We start from the raw sequence: 14366 nt of genomic DNA on the forward strand, positions 1-14366 counted from the left end.
TAAAATGAAAATAAAATTCTTAGGACAAAACTGTTTTTTGTTCACATATAACAGCATAATAATTCTTTCAGACCCTTTTTACAACTATCAGAAAGCGCAATCCGGATTTGATATCAAAGCTCAGAAAATCGATTATGTCTTGATTACACACGCGCACGGCGACCATATCGCAGACGTTAAAGAAGTTCTAGAAAACCATCCTGATGCAACTGTAATCAGTCAGCCGGAGATTTGTGGTTATTTCAAGCATTCAAATAACATAGATATTAATTTCGGAGGTTCTGTTAAGCTTAACGGTTTGAAGATTTCTATGGTTCCTGCGTTGCATACAAGCTCTTTCCCGGATGGTTCTTATGGCGGATTGGCTTCTGGATATATTTTTAGATTTGCTGATGGAAGAAACCTTTATTTGGCCGGAGATACAGGTGTAACTGCCGAAATGAGCTTGTTTCCGCAAGTTTTCGGGAAATTAGATTTATCCATTCTTCCGGTTGGTAAACATTATACAATGTGCCCTAGAAAAGCGGCTTTTGCAGCGTCAGAATTATTGAAAACTCCTAAAGTAATTGGATGTCATTTCGATACTTTTCCACCGATTGAAATCAATCACGAAGAGGCTAAAAAACTTTTCATAGATAAGAACATCGATTTTACTTTACCAAAACTAGGAGAGGAGTTCGAATTTTAAATAAAAAAAATTCTGAGATTAAATAATTTGACTTCGTCGAATCTTTCGATTTCTAAATCACTTAATCTCAGAATTTCTTAATGTATAGATACAAAAAATGGCAAGCTACCTAAATCACACCGCTACAACCGATTACCTTTGCTGCGTTCCCACCCTGGAGGATTCTCAGGAGCTGGTTGTTTAGGACTTGCCGGTGCAAAGATAAAATTTAATATTGAATTAAAAAATGAGAAACACAGGATATTGAGATTATTAATCCAATTATGAATTTAAAAAACTGATTCTCAGAATTAAAAATTTTCAATTTTTTTAGAAAAATAAAATTATGACAAAAAATCCTGTAGCCGTTGGCTTTGGTTTATTTTTAGCGACAATGTTGACTTTCTTCGTTGTTTATTACTTTTTCGCAGATGCCAATTATTTTGATACCAGTATGAAAGTCAATGCGTTTGGGATGACCTTCCTGTATGTTTTGGCTGGATTTCTTTCCGTTCTTTGGCTGCGTGGAAACAACAAAATCACATATCCGCAAGCTTTCAAGCAATGTTTTGTGACTTTGTTCGTAGGTGGTGGACTTTCTATGTTGTCCATTTTCGCTTTCCTGAATTATGTTGATACAGATGCCAGAGAAATGCTGAATCATCAATACATCCAAACAGAAATGAAAAATCTGGATGAGTCTTATGCAAAACTGAAAGTAGAAGCGGCAAATCAAAAAGACCGTACGAAAGCTAAAGAATTGGAAGATAATTACAACGATGCAAAATTAGCGAGAGAGATTGCTAGAAAGGAGAACAAAAATTATTTTTCTTTCCAATTTTTATCAGCCATCTTTGGTGGTTTTTTACTATTTTATTTACTTTTGTCTATTATCATCGCTGGCTTTTTGAAAAACAAGAAACGCTACGAATAAGAGGTTGGATAATAAATAGTTAAATGGCTTTTGTTAAATAAATCATTTATCTTAAAATTTGAAAATCTAATATCAATATCTAACATCTTTTATAAAAAAAATGAATCTTTCTATAATCGTTCCATTGCTTAACGAGCAAGACTCTCTGGAAGAGTTGTTCACAAGGATTGACACTGTTTGTCGTTCCAATAAATTGTCTTACGAAGTTTGGTTCATAGACGACGGAAGTACAGATTTGTCCTGGTCTATCATAGAAAATATGAAAATTCAGAATCCACAGATTCACGGAATTAAATTCTCCAAAAACTACGGAAAATCTCAGGCACTTCACGCAGCTTTCGAAAAGGTGAATGGCGATGTTGTAATTACAATGGATGCTGATTTACAGGATTTTCCGGAAGAGATTCCTGAATTGTACGAAATGCTGAAAGCTGGAAATTACGATATCGTTTCCGGATGGAAAAAGAAACGTTTCGATAATGTAATGACCAAAAATATTCCGTCAAAATTGTTCAATTCGGCGGCTAGAAAAGTGTCTGGTGTTTCGCTTCACGATTTCAATTGCGGTTTGAAAGCTTACAGAAAACAAGTCGTAAAATCTATTGACGTTTACGGCGATATGCACAGATATATTCCTGTTCTGGCGGCTAATGCAGGTTTCAGAAATATTACCGAAAAACCGGTTCAGCATCAGGCAAGACCTTACGGAACTTCGAAGTTTGGGACGGAACGTTTTGTTCGCGGATTTTTAGATTTGGTTACACTTTGGTTTGTGAGTAGATTTGGAGGAAGGCCTATGCATTTCTTTGGTGCTGCAGGAACTTTGATGTTCATCATCGGTTTCTTATCTGCGATATGGCTTGGCATTTCAAAACTGATTGATGTTTATATTTTCAAAATCTATGGAAATCTGATTGCCAACAATCCCTGGTTTTTCATTGCATTGACAATGATGATTCTCGGAAGTTTACTTTTCGTAGCTGGATTCTTAGGCGAATTGATCATCAGAACCAACCGTGAGCAGAAGAATTATCATATTGAGGAAATGATATAATTATAAATGAAATATTGGCTATTAAAAATTGGATTGATTCTATTTAATATATTTTATTCATTGTATTTTGATTATCGTGTATTTAAAACTTTTAGAGTCAGAGAAGAATTTCCTACAGCAGTCAAAGATGAAAGCTTTTGGTTTTTAGTATTGATTTTATTAATAATTTTCAATTTTATTTTTGAAAAGCAATTTTTAAAACATACGAAAAGAAAAATGTCAATTATTCTACTTTTTGTAAACTTTATAATTGTTTTGCCGATAATATATTTTACAATCAACGAACTAATAATAGAAGGTTTTTAAATTCATATGAAAAAACTATTATACTTACTTCTAATCTTAACAATCGTTTCCTGCGGAAAAGTAAAACCAAAAGGAGAAATCCAGTCCAAAGATGTTGAATTGGCTGAATTTTCCAAACTGGATTTAAAAGGAAAATTCAGAGTGTTTTATGTGCAAAGTCCACACAATTTTGTGAATGTAGAAACTTATCCTAATTTCTTTGATAATCTTAATATTGAGGTTAAAGACAAAAATCTGTCAATCTCAGAGAAAAGTGAAACGGATAAAGTGGATTTCTATAATATTACAATTTATGGCAAAAATCCTTTTGATGTGATTAAAATAGCTGATTCTGTAGAACTTAACATCTCAAGTCAAATGAAAGTTGAAAATTTTGCACTTCATTTAAAAGATAATGCTAAATTTATCGGTTCAGTGATTTCAGAAAATGCTGAAATAGAAATGACGAACAAAAGCAGAGCTAATCTGTTGGGGAAAACGACTTTGGTCAAGCTTAATATCAAAGATACTGCGAGCATTATTTCGCCATATTGGTATATCAAAGATTTGGAAATTGAGTCTCAGAACGGAAATTATGCAGAACTGAATGTAGATGAAGAAATCAAAGGTAAAATCGGTAATACTTCGAAGTTGATTTATTACGGAAATCCTTCGAAAAAACTGAAAGTAACTGAAAAAGCGACTTTGGAAAACAAGAAAATTAATTAAAACAAAAAACTATAAATAATGTCAGAATTATCAACATTAGATAAAGCAAAACTTTGGCTTTCTGAAACATTTGATGCGGAAACCAGAACTGCTGTTCAAACTTTAATCGATTCCAATTCGCCGGATTTGGAAGATTCTTTTTATAGGGAATTAGAATTCGGAACAGGAGGAATGCGTGGTGTAATGGGCGTTGGAACCAATCGTTTAAATAAATATACTTTAGGTCAAGCGACTCAAGGATTGGCTAATTATCTTCATCAGCAATTTTCCGGCGAAGAAATCAAAGTGGCAATTGCTTATGATGTTCGTCACAACTCAAAAGAATTCGGGAAAATTGTTGCTGATGTTTTGACAGCGAACGGAATCAAAGTCCTGCTGTTCAAGCAACATCGCCCAACTCCGGAATTGTCTTTCACAGTGAGAGATAAAAAATGTAATGCGGGAATCGTTTTGACGGCTTCTCACAATCCACCGGAATATAACGGTTACAAAGTGTATTGGAATGATGGTGCACAAATTGTTCCGCCGGATGACGAAAATATCATCAGAGAAGTTTATTCAACCAAGTTTGAAGATATCAAATTCGATGGAAATGATGACCTGATCGAATGGGTTGGAGAAGACCAGGATGATGTTTACATCGATGCTTGTATGGAAAATTCTCTTTACCAAAATGTTGGAAGAGATAATCTGAACATCGTTTTCACGTCGATTCACGGAACAACTTATACAACCGTTCCAAAAGCATTGAAAAAAGCTGGATTTACAAAATTAGATTTGGTTCAGGAACAAATGATTCCAAGCGGGAACTTCCCAACGGTAGATTCCCCGAATCCGGAAGAACCTGCGGCATTGTCAATGGCAATGGATTTGGCAAGAATAACCAATGCTGATATCGTTATCGGAACTGACCCGGACGGTGACAGATTAGGAATCGCTGTAAGAAATCTTGAAGGAGAAATGCAGCTTCTTAATGGAAATCAAACCAATACAATCTTAACTTATTATATCCTTGACCAATGGAAAAAAGCCGGAAAAATTACTGGAAAAGAGTTCATTGGTTCTACAATTGTAACTTCGGATGTGTTTTTTGATGTTGCAGAGAAATTCGGAGTGGACTGCAAAGTTGGATTGACTGGATTCAAATGGATTGGGAAGATGATTCGTGATTTTGAAGGTCAGGAAAAGTTCATTTGTGGAGGCGAAGAAAGTTTCGGTTTTATGACCGGAGATTTTGTTCGTGACAAAGATTCTTGTGGTTCAATCTTGACTGCTTGTGAAATCGCTGCGTGGTGTAAAGCCAATGGAACAACGGTTTACGAATATATGATTGACATCTACAAAGAAGTTGGATTCTATTACGAAGGCTTGATTAATGTCGTAAGAAAGGGTAGAACAGGTGCTGAAGAAATTACCCAAATGATGAGCGATTTCAGAAGTAATCCTCCAAAAGAAATTGCTGGTTCTCCTGTAGAAGAAGTGAAGGATTTCAAAGAGCAGACTTGTTTCGTAGTTTCCAAGAACGAGAAAAAAGTAATGGACGATATTCCAAAGTCTAACGTATTGATTTTCTATACTCAAGACGGAACTAAAGTTTGCGTTCGTCCTTCCGGAACCGAGCCAAAAATCAAATTCTATGTTTCTGTGAAAGACAGCATCTCTTCCAAAGAAGATTTTGTTGAAAAACTTCCTAAGCTGGAAGAAAAGATTGCCAAGGTAAAACAGGACCTCAATTTGTAATTGAAAATTTTTATTTGATCAAAATATAACTCCAAATATTTTTAATATAAAGTTCTCAATTACTAAAGTGATTTAGTTTTGAGAACTTTTTTGTTGTGTAATTTGAATTAGTCAGTTACATTTAAGACATTTGTAATCCTTAAAGAATAAAATCAGATTCTAAGTCTGAAATAATATCTAAAATTAAAAAAGTGAAAGTATCAAAACTCGCATCTAACCTTGTTGGTTCAGAAATCATCAAAATCGGAAATGAAGTAAACGATTTGAAGGCCAAAGGTGCACAAATCTCAAATCTTACAATCGGCGACCTTAATTCTAATATCTATCCAATTCCACAAGAATTGAAACAGGGAATCGAGAAAGCCTATAAAAATAATCTTACTAACTATCCGCCAGCAAACGGTTTACAATCTTTGAGAGCATCTGTGAGCAACGACCTTAAAAAACGTTGGAATCTTGATTATTCGGCAAATGACATTCTGATTACAGCTGGTTCCAGACCTTTGATTTATGCGGTTTTCAAAACGATTGTTGACGAAGGCGATAAAGTGATCTATCCGATTCCTTCCTGGAATAACAATCATTATGCTTACTTGACAAGTGCGAATGCGGTTGAAGTTCAGACTCAGGAATCCAATAATTTCTTACCGACAGCGGATGATTTGAGACCACATTTAGAAGGCGCAGTTTTGCTTTGTCTTTGTTCTCCACTCAATCCAACTGGAACAATGTTCACAAAAGAGCAATTGTCCGAGATTTGCGAATTGGTTTTGGAAGAAAATAAAAGAAGAGGAGCAGACGAAAAACCGCTTTACCTGATGTATGACCAAATCTACGCAATGCTGACTTTTGGTGCAGACCATTACAATCCTGTAAGTCTTTTTCCGGAAATGAAAGATTACACGATCTATGTTGACGGAACGTCTAAATGTTTTGCGGCGACAGGTGTTAGAGTTGGTTGGGGATTCGGGCCGAGTTTGGTAATTGATAAAATGAAAGCTTTGTTGACACACGTTGGAGCTTGGGCACCAAAACCAGAACAGGAAGCCGTTGCAGAGTTTTTGGCTGACGATTCTGCAGTTGATACTTTCTTAGATGATTACAAACAAAAACTGAATACAAGTTTAAAAGAACTTCATGCAGGAATCCAGGATTTGAAATCCAAAGGTTTTGACGTCGAAAGTATCTCACCAATGGGAGCACTTTATTTGACAATCAAACTCGATTACCTTGGAAAAACTGCACCAGACGGAAAAGTTTTGGAGGATTCTACAGATTTGGTTTTCTATCTGATTAATAATGCAGGAATGGCTTTGGTTCCTTTCTCAGCGTTTGGAAATGATAAGTCAGTTCCTTGGTTCAGAGCTTCTGTTGGAGGTTGTTCTCTGGATGATATTAAAGATTGTTTGCCGAAATTGGAGAAAGCTTTAAATGCTTTAAACTAAAGTCTTAATAATATAAATTAATGTAGCAATTGATTATGATTGCTACATTTTTATTTTTAAATTGATATCAATATGAAAGTTATCGCAGTCATTCCTGCACGCTATAATTCTACAAGATTTCCAGGTAAAATGATGGAGATTTTGGGGAACAGAACCATTATCACAACCACTTATCAGAATGTTGTGGAAACAGGTTTGTTTGATGAAGTATTTGTTGCTACAGATTCCGAATTGATTTTTGAGGAAATCTCCAAAAACGGTGGAAAAGCTGTAATGACAGGCGAACACGAAACAGGAAGCGATAGAATTGCAGAAGCTGTAAAAAATATCGATTGTGATATCGTCATCAATGTTCAGGGTGATGAACCTTTCCTTAAAAAAGAACCGTTGAAACAACTGATTGATGTTTTTTCTAATGATGATAAAAAAGAGGTTTCCTTAGCTTCATTGAAAATTCAGTTGAAAGAATCTGAGGAAATCCTGAATCCAAATAATGTAAAAGTCGTTACTGATAATAATGGATTTGCATTATATTTTAGCCGTTCTGTGATTCCTTTTCATCGAGAATTATCTTATAATGTCAAATATTACAAACATATTGGCGTTTACGCTTTCAGAAAAGAAGCTTTGATCAAATTCTCTTCTTTGGAAATGACACCGATGGAAATTTCTGAAAAACTAGAGCAATTACGCTATTTGGAAAATGGAATGAAAATTAAGATGGTAGAAACTGATTTTGTTGGGATTGGGATTGATACTCCGGAAGATTTGGAGAAAGCAAAACTGCTGATATAATGATTAATGTCTTTTTTAGTCAGATTTAATATGTCTAAAAAGTTCAAAACTTAATAAAAATCCTATCTTTGAAATCCTAAAATTTTTGAATGAACAGAATAATCGTCCTTTTTGCTATTATATTTTCACAAATAATTTTTGCACAAACCGCAAAGGAAATCATCGATAGAAATATCGAAAGTTCCGGAGGTCTTACCAATTGGAAACTTCTGAATACGGTTCAGATACAAGGACGGGTAACGCTTGGCGTGAATGATTCTTATCTGATGAAAATCTACCAGCAACGCCCAAATCTCACCAAAACGGCAATTGTAGTGGGTGGAAAGGAAACACCTGTTGAAGGCTATGACGGGACGAATGGTTACGCAATGAACTACGCTCAGAACAAGCTACAAAAGTATAACGATTACATTCCTGAGAGTTTTGACAATGACTTTATAGACTGGGAAAACAAAGGTTTTGAAGCAGAATTGTTAGGTAAAGAAAAAATCGGAGAACAAATCTATTTCAAAGTAGAATTGACAAAGAACGTCAATAAAACTATTTATTACTTTGATGTCAAAAATTACTCACTTTTCCGTGAGATCAAGAAAGATGAAACTTTAACTTATTCTGATTACAGAAAAGTAGGAAACTTATTAATGCCTTACAGAATCGAGTCGTCTTCGCCTAAAAAAGACAGCGATTATGTAATGATGATCAATAAAATCGAAATCAATAAAGAGTTGCCGAAGAATACTTTTAAGTTTTAAAAGTGTAACAATGTATCAATGTAATAATGTAACAATTTTTTAGAAAAAGTTAAATTTATTGTTATACTGATAGGTTGCTAAAATGTTAATTAAAAAAATGGAAATCGAGGAGATCCGAGAATATTGTCTATCCAAAAAAGCTGTAACAGAAGGTTTTCCTTTTGATAACGAGACTTTGGTTTTCAAGGTTGGTGGAAAAATATTTCTGTTTCTGCCTTTGGAAAGTACTCAGCCAACATTTTCTGTGAAAACTGATCCGGCTTGGAGCGAGGAACTCAGAGAAAAATATTTTCAAATAAACGGCGCATTTCATTTAAATAAAACCCATTGGAATTCAGTTCTTTGTGAAGGTCTCAAAAAAGAATTGATTCTGAAATTAATTGACCATTCTTACGATTTGGTCTTCAAATCTTTGACAAAAAAGCTGAAAGATGAGATCTTAAACAGTTGAATTCTCAAACGCTAATTTCATTAAAATTCAATTTACAAACAGATTCTAATTTATATTTTCAAACCTTATGAATGGTTATGGATTATAGTAAATTTTTATTTTCTCATTTTGGGATAATAAAATAATTTGTATATTAGGCATTCGAAAATTTCTATTTGAAAAAAGTAAATTTTATGATAAAAAAATTAATATTACTTTCTGTAATTGGCTGTATGACACAGTTTGGTTTTGCTCAGAAAAAAACACCCATTTATTTAGATGATTCCAAGCCTGTAGAACAACGCATAGAAGATGCATTGTCAAGGATGACTTTGGAGGAAAAAATCAACTTGATTCATGCTCAGTCCAAATTCAGTTCACACGGTGTTCCAAGATTAGGGATTCCTGAGTTGTGGACGGCAGATGGGCCTCACGGTGTACGTTCAGAAGTGCTTTGGGACGAGTGGGATCAGGCAGGTTGGACGAATGATTCTATTATCGCATATCCGGCTTTGACCGCATTATCCGCAACATGGAACAGAAATATGTCTTCTATCTACGGGAAATCTTTGGGAGAAGAAGCGAGATATAGAGGTAAAGATGTAATTCTTGGACCTGGTGTCAACATCTATAGAACACCGCTTAACGGCCGTAATTTCGAGTATATGGGAGAAGACCCATTTTTGACCTCTCAAATGGTTGTGCCTTACATTAAAAGTGTTCAATCTAATGGCGTTGCAACAAGTGTGAAACATTTTGCTTTGAACAATCAGGAAACTTTCCGTCACACAAGTAATGTGATCGTAGATGACAGAGCTTTGTATGAGATCTATTTACCACCATTTAAAGCAGCTGTTCAGGAAGGTGATTCCTGGACGATCATGGGTGCTTATGATCTTTACAAAGGTCAGCACGCCAGTCACAATCAATATTTATTAAATGACATTTTGAAAGGTGAATGGGGTTATAAAGGTGTTGTTATTTCAGATTGGGGCGCTGTTTTGGACACCAATCAGGCGATTCATAATGGTTTGGATCTGGAATTTGGAACCTGGACAAACGGTTTATCAAAGGGAACGAGCAATGCCTATGAAAACTATTACTTAGCAAAACCCTACTTAGATCTGATCAAATCTGGAAAAGTCGGAACTAAGGAATTGGATGACAAAGTGAGACGGGTTTTAGGATTAGCTTACAAAACATCAATGAATAAGAATAAGCCATTTGGGTCGATTGCTTCAGAAGAACATATGGCTGCTGCAAAACAAATTGCATCAGAAGGGATTGTTTTGCTTCAAAATCAAAAAGCAACATTGCCGATCAATTTGTCTAAGACTAAGAAAATTGCAGTGATAGGAGAGAATGCTATCAAAATGATGACAGTTGGTGGGGGAAGTTCCTCTTTGAAAGTAAAATATGAGACTTTACCTCTTGAAGGAATCAAAGAACGTTTCGGAAAACAAACCGAAGTTGTCTATGCAAGAGGTTATGTTGGGGATGTTGGCGGCGATTATAATGGTGTGAAATCCGGCCAGAATCTAAAAGAAACACGTTCTTCTGCAGAATTGATTGCTGAAGCGGTGAAATTAGCCAAAGAATCTGATTTTGTAGTATTTGTAGGAGGGCTTAACAAAAGTGACCGTCAGGATGCAGAAGGAATGGACAGAGAAAGCTACGGTTTGCCTTATGATCAGGACAAATTGATCTCTGAATTATCAAAAGCAAATAAAAATCTTGCAGTTGTTTTGGTTTCCGGAAACGCAGTTGCAATGCCTTGGATCAAAGAAGTGCCTTCGGTTTTGCAATCTTGGTATTTGGGCTCGGAAGCTGGACATGCGATTGCAGCAGTTTTGGCTGGTGATACAAATCCCTCCGGGAAATTGCCTTTCACTTTTCCTGTCAAGTTAGAGGATAATTCGGCGCACGCTTTGGGAGAATATCCTGGAAATAAAGAAGAATTGGCTGCAGGAAAAGGAAAAGATTTGAAAGACCCAATTAATATTACCTATAATGAAGGAATTTTAGTAGGTTACCGTTGGCATGATACAAAGAATATCAAACCATTATTCAGTTTTGGGCACGGTTTGAGTTACACGACTTTCGAATACGGAAAAGTAAAGTCAGACAAAACCGAGTTGACTGCGAATGATAAAATTACTTTTACGGTTAATGTCAAAAATACTGGTAAGGTTGATGGAGCAGAAGTTGTACAATTGTACATTAGTGATTTGAAATCATCACTGCCAAGACCATTGAAAGAACTGAAAGGTTTCGATAAAGTTTATTTGAAAGCAGGAGAATCCAAAGAAGTTTCTATCACTGTTGACAGATCGGCATTGAGTTTCTTTGATCCGGTAAAACACGATTGGGTTGCAGAACCAGGCGATTTCGAAGCTTTGGTGGGAAGTTCTTCTTCTGATATCAGAACTAAAATCAAATTCACTTTGAAATAATTTTCATAGGAAATATAAAAATTAAGGATAGCAATTGCTATCCTTTTTTGTTTCTTAAAACTGATATTCTTCCGTCAGTCTTTTGTCCTCATCCAGCTTTTCGATCAATTTCTCCAAACCATCAAATTTGATCTCATCGTGCAGGAAATCCCTGAATTTGATAGTGATCTCTTTATCGTAAATCTCTTTGTTAAAATCAAGAATGTAAACTTCTGTATGTAGAGATTCATTCTGATCATCAATGGTCGGATTGGTCCCGATGCTTAGCATTCCTTTATAGAATTGATCGTCAATCCAAACTTCTACAATATAAGCGCCTTTTTTCGGAAGTAACTTATTGATAGGAACTTCAATATTTGCGGTTGGATAACCAATGGTCCTGCCCAATTTTTTTCCGTGGATCACTTTCCCGGTCAAAGGATAACTGTAGCCCAGCATTTCGTTGGCATCATTGATTCTTCCCTCCGAGAGAGCAATTCTGATTTTTGTAGAACTGATATTAAGGTCATTCGTTTGGACAGCTTCCAATTGGTTGACTTTGAAGCCTAGTTCATCAGAAATTGATTTCAATAATTCGAAATTTCCACTTTTGTTTTTCCCGAATGTATGATCATGGCCAATAATAATATGTTTAACGTTTAGTTTATCAACCAAAACTTTTTCACAGAATTCAGTTCCTGTAAGATTTCTGAATTCTTCATCAAATGTCTTTAGAAAGATATTTCTGATTCCACTTTTTTCCAGAAGTTCCAATTTTTCTTCCAGCGTATTCAGCATTTTGACATCGTCATCCGGATTCAGGAATTTTCTCGGATGTGGCCAAAAGCTTAGTATTGCAGATTCCAAATTCTCTTTTTCTGCAATTTCATTTAATTTATTAATGATGGATAAATGCCCGAGATGAACACCGTCAAACATACCTAAAGATAATGCTAATGGTGTTTCCGAGTGGTAATCTGTAAGGTCTCTGATGATTTTCAAATCCTGAATTTTATGGCAAGACAACAAAAATTCTGCCTGTGTAAAAATACACCTAAAAATGGTGTGTAAAATTGTCATGCAAATATGATAAAAATCTTTTTTTCTGACAATGCACATATACAAACTTTTATTATCTTTGCGCACAAGTAAAAATTTAGTAATGGCAAACCAAATTAAAGGAAAAATTTCACAAATTATTGGACCAGTTATCGATGTGGTCTTTAATGAAGTTGAACAATTACCAAACATATATGACGCTCTTGAGATCACTAAAACCAACGGAGAAAAAGTTGTTTTAGAGGTTGAGCAGCACATTGGCGAGGACGTTGTAAGATGTATTGCAATGGACGCTACCGATGGGCTTCAGAGAGGACAAGAAGTTCTTGGAACTGGTCTACAGATCACAATGCCAATTGGAGAAGGCGTTAATGGACGTCTATTCAATGTTGTGGGTGATGCTATCGACGGACTTCAGAACTTGTCAAAAGAAGGAGGTTTGCCAATCCACAGAGAAGCACCAAAATTTGATCAGTTATCTACTTCAGCCGAAGTTCTTTTCACTGGTATCAAAGTAATCGACCTTATTGAACCTTATGCAAAAGGAGGTAAGATCGGATTGTTCGGTGGAGCAGGTGTTGGAAAAACAGTATTGATCCAGGAATTGATCAACAACATCGCAAAAGGACACGGTGGACTTTCGGTATTCGCAGGAGTAGGAGAAAGAACGAGAGAAGGAAATGACCTTTTGAGAGAGATGTTGGAATCTGGAATTATCAAATATGGTGATGACTTCATGCACTCTATGGAAAATGGAGGTTGGGATCTTTCCAAAGTAGATTTGGAAGTAATGAAGGATTCCAAAGCTGCATTCGTTTTTGGACAGATGAACGAGCCACCAGGTGCAAGAGCTAGAGTAGCATTGTCTGGTCTTACATTGGCAGAATATTATAGAGATGGTGGAGAAAGTGGACAAGGTAGAGATGTACTTTTCTTTGTGGATAATATCTTCCGTTTTACACAGGCTGGTTCAGAGGTGTCTGCACTTTTGGGTCGTATGCCTTCTGCGGTAGGTTACCAGCCGACATTGGCATCTGAGATGGGTGCAATGCAGGAAAGAATTACTTCTACTAAAAATGGTTCAATTACTTCCGTACAAGCTGTTTACGTACCTGCGGATGATTTAACTGACCCGGCGCCGGCTACAACGTTTGCTCACCTTGATGCAACGACTGTATTAGATAGAAAAATTGCTTCATTAGGTATTTATCCGGCGGTAGACCCATTGGCTTCTACGTCAAGGATATTGGCTCCGGAAATCATCGGTGAAGAACATTATAACTGTGCACAAAGAGTAAAAGAAATCCTTCAGAGATACAAAGCGTTGCAAGATATTATTGCGATCCTTGGTATGGAAGAACTTTCTGAGGAAGATAAATTGGTAGTTTACAGAGCTAGAAAAGTTCAGAGATTCTTATCTCAGCCTTTCCACGTTGCTGAGCAGTTTACAGGTCTCAAAGGATCATTGGTGGATATCAAGGATACCATCAAAGGATTCAATATGATCATCGATGGAGAATTGGATCAATACCCAGAATCTGCATTCAACCTGAAGGGAACTATCGAAGAAGCTATTGCTGCCGGGCAGAAAATGCTTGCAGAGAATGCTTAATAATTAGACACAAGATATCAGATTATAGACATGAGAGACTTTAATGTCTGAAATCTGAAGTCTGAAATCTTTAAATCTAAAAGAATGAATATAAAAATTTTAACTCCGGAATTTGTAATTTTTGAAGGTGAAGTAGAATCAGTTCTTCTTCCAGGAAAAAGTGGGCAGTTCCAGATATTCAAAAATCACGCTGCGATTGTATCTGCTTTGGTGGGTGGGAAAGTAAAGATCTATACAGAAAAAGTAGGTTCTGCTTACCAAAAATACCTTATCAAGGAAACCGAGGCTAAGTCATCTTATTCTTATGAGATCAAGAGTGGTGTGTTAGAGTTCAATAATGATAAAGGGATTATTCTTTGCGAATAAGTCAAGACTATAACAATATAAAAAAGCGAATCAGAGATGGTTCGCTTTTTATTTTGGAAATATTTT

At 35.8% G+C, this 14366-nt stretch carries 13 protein-coding genes and 1 other RNA gene; 12 read left to right on the forward strand and 2 right to left on the reverse strand.

Features of this window, described 5'->3' with window-relative positions; all coding sequences use genetic code 11:
* Nucleotides 1–4 precede the first annotated feature (4 nt).
* Nucleotides 5–688 carry a metal-dependent hydrolase gene (locus tag BLT30_RS12505; RefSeq protein ID WP_089873888.1) on the forward strand — a complete coding sequence of 228 codons (684 nt, stop codon included), beginning with the start codon at nt 5–7 and terminating at the stop codon, nt 686–688.
* 95 nt (nt 689–783) lie between these two features.
* On the opposite strand, the gene ffs is transcribed toward BLT30_RS12505, so the two are convergent.
* Nucleotides 784–881: signal recognition particle sRNA small type (gene ffs, locus BLT30_RS12510), an RNA gene on the reverse strand.
* Nucleotides 882–1013: 132 nt separating this feature from the next.
* Here ffs and BLT30_RS12515 point away from each other — a divergent pair.
* The 9 genes from BLT30_RS12515 (at nt 1014) to BLT30_RS12560 (ending at nt 11284) form a co-directional block, all read left to right on the forward strand.
* Complete coding sequence (locus BLT30_RS12515) at nt 1014–1601, forward strand: DUF4199 domain-containing protein (protein ID WP_089873889.1); 588 nt, start codon at nt 1014–1016, stop codon at nt 1599–1601.
* Nucleotides 1602–1701: 100 nt separating this feature from the next.
* Entirely contained in the window at nt 1702–2655 is a 954-nt protein-coding gene (locus BLT30_RS12520) for a glycosyltransferase family 2 protein (RefSeq protein ID WP_089873890.1), read from the forward strand.
* Nucleotides 2656–2967: 312 nt separating this feature from the next.
* On the forward strand, nt 2968–3669 hold the full coding sequence (locus BLT30_RS12530; protein WP_089873892.1) for a GIN domain-containing protein: 702 nt from the start codon (nt 2968–2970) through the stop codon (nt 3667–3669).
* Between the two features lie 18 nt (nt 3670–3687).
* Nucleotides 3688–5409 (forward strand): phospho-sugar mutase, encoded by a 1722-nt coding sequence (locus tag BLT30_RS12535; protein ID WP_089873893.1) that lies wholly within the window; start codon nt 3688–3690, stop codon nt 5407–5409.
* 191 nt (nt 5410–5600) lie between these two features.
* Complete coding sequence (locus BLT30_RS12540) at nt 5601–6854, forward strand: pyridoxal phosphate-dependent aminotransferase (protein WP_089873894.1); 1254 nt, start codon at nt 5601–5603, stop codon at nt 6852–6854.
* 72 nt (nt 6855–6926) lie between these two features.
* A complete protein-coding gene (kdsB, locus tag BLT30_RS12545; protein WP_175487186.1) occupies nt 6927–7649 on the forward strand; it encodes a 3-deoxy-manno-octulosonate cytidylyltransferase in 723 nt (240 codons plus the stop codon).
* Between the two features lie 89 nt (nt 7650–7738).
* Nucleotides 7739–8401: a histidine kinase gene (locus tag BLT30_RS12550; RefSeq protein WP_089873896.1), complete on the forward strand. Its 663-nt coding sequence runs from the start codon at nt 7739–7741 to the stop codon at nt 8399–8401.
* 97 nt (nt 8402–8498) lie between these two features.
* Nucleotides 8499–8852 carry an MmcQ/YjbR family DNA-binding protein gene (locus BLT30_RS12555; protein ID WP_089874337.1) on the forward strand — a complete coding sequence of 118 codons (354 nt, stop codon included), beginning with the start codon at nt 8499–8501 and terminating at the stop codon, nt 8850–8852.
* A gap of 173 nt (nt 8853–9025) precedes the next feature.
* Nucleotides 9026–11284, forward strand: coding sequence for a glycoside hydrolase family 3 C-terminal domain-containing protein (locus BLT30_RS12560; protein ID WP_089873897.1), 2259 nt, complete (start codon nt 9026–9028; stop codon nt 11282–11284).
* A gap of 54 nt (nt 11285–11338) precedes the next feature.
* Here the strand turns inward: BLT30_RS12560 and BLT30_RS12565 are convergent, their stop codons facing one another.
* Nucleotides 11339–12265, reverse strand: coding sequence for a bifunctional riboflavin kinase/FAD synthetase (locus BLT30_RS12565; protein WP_089874338.1), 927 nt, complete (start codon nt 12263–12265; stop codon nt 11339–11341).
* A 160-nt stretch (nt 12266–12425) separates the two neighbouring features.
* Here BLT30_RS12565 and atpD point away from each other — a divergent pair, with 160 nt between their 5' ends.
* On the forward strand, nt 12426–13934 hold the full coding sequence (gene atpD, locus BLT30_RS12570; RefSeq protein WP_089873898.1) for a F0F1 ATP synthase subunit beta: 1509 nt from the start codon (nt 12426–12428) through the stop codon (nt 13932–13934).
* Nucleotides 13935–14018: 84 nt separating this feature from the next.
* The gene (locus tag BLT30_RS12575) at nt 14019–14300 is read left to right on the forward strand and encodes a FoF1 ATP synthase subunit delta/epsilon (RefSeq protein ID WP_089873899.1); all 282 of its coding nucleotides are present in this window, start codon (nt 14019–14021) and stop codon (nt 14298–14300) included.
* Nucleotides 14301–14366 lie beyond the last annotated feature (66 nt).

Source organism: Epilithonimonas hungarica (genome assembly GCF_900102265.1).
Lineage (GTDB): Bacteria > Bacteroidota > Bacteroidia > Flavobacteriales > Weeksellaceae > Epilithonimonas > Epilithonimonas hungarica.

Coding starts and splice junctions, on each gene's coding strand:
- BLT30_RS12505 (WP_089873888.1), top strand. CDS start 5: ATGAAAATAAAATTCTTAGGACAAAACTGTTTTTTGTTCACATATAAC.
- BLT30_RS12515 (WP_089873889.1), top strand. CDS start 1,014: ATGACAAAAAATCCTGTAGCCGTTGGCTTTGGTTTATTTTTAGCGACA.
- BLT30_RS12520 (WP_089873890.1), top strand. CDS start 1,702: ATGAATCTTTCTATAATCGTTCCATTGCTTAACGAGCAAGACTCTCTG.
- BLT30_RS12530 (WP_089873892.1), top strand. CDS start 2,968: ATGAAAAAACTATTATACTTACTTCTAATCTTAACAATCGTTTCCTGC.
- BLT30_RS12535 (WP_089873893.1), top strand. CDS start 3,688: ATGTCAGAATTATCAACATTAGATAAAGCAAAACTTTGGCTTTCTGAA.
- kdsB (WP_175487186.1), top strand. CDS start 6,927: ATGAAAGTTATCGCAGTCATTCCTGCACGCTATAATTCTACAAGATTT.
- BLT30_RS12550 (WP_089873896.1), top strand. CDS start 7,739: ATGAACAGAATAATCGTCCTTTTTGCTATTATATTTTCACAAATAATT.
- BLT30_RS12555 (WP_089874337.1), top strand. CDS start 8,499: ATGGAAATCGAGGAGATCCGAGAATATTGTCTATCCAAAAAAGCTGTA.
- BLT30_RS12560 (WP_089873897.1), top strand. CDS start 9,026: ATGATAAAAAAATTAATATTACTTTCTGTAATTGGCTGTATGACACAG.
- atpD (WP_089873898.1), top strand. CDS start 12,426: ATGGCAAACCAAATTAAAGGAAAAATTTCACAAATTATTGGACCAGTT.
- BLT30_RS12575 (WP_089873899.1), top strand. CDS start 14,019: ATGAATATAAAAATTTTAACTCCGGAATTTGTAATTTTTGAAGGTGAA.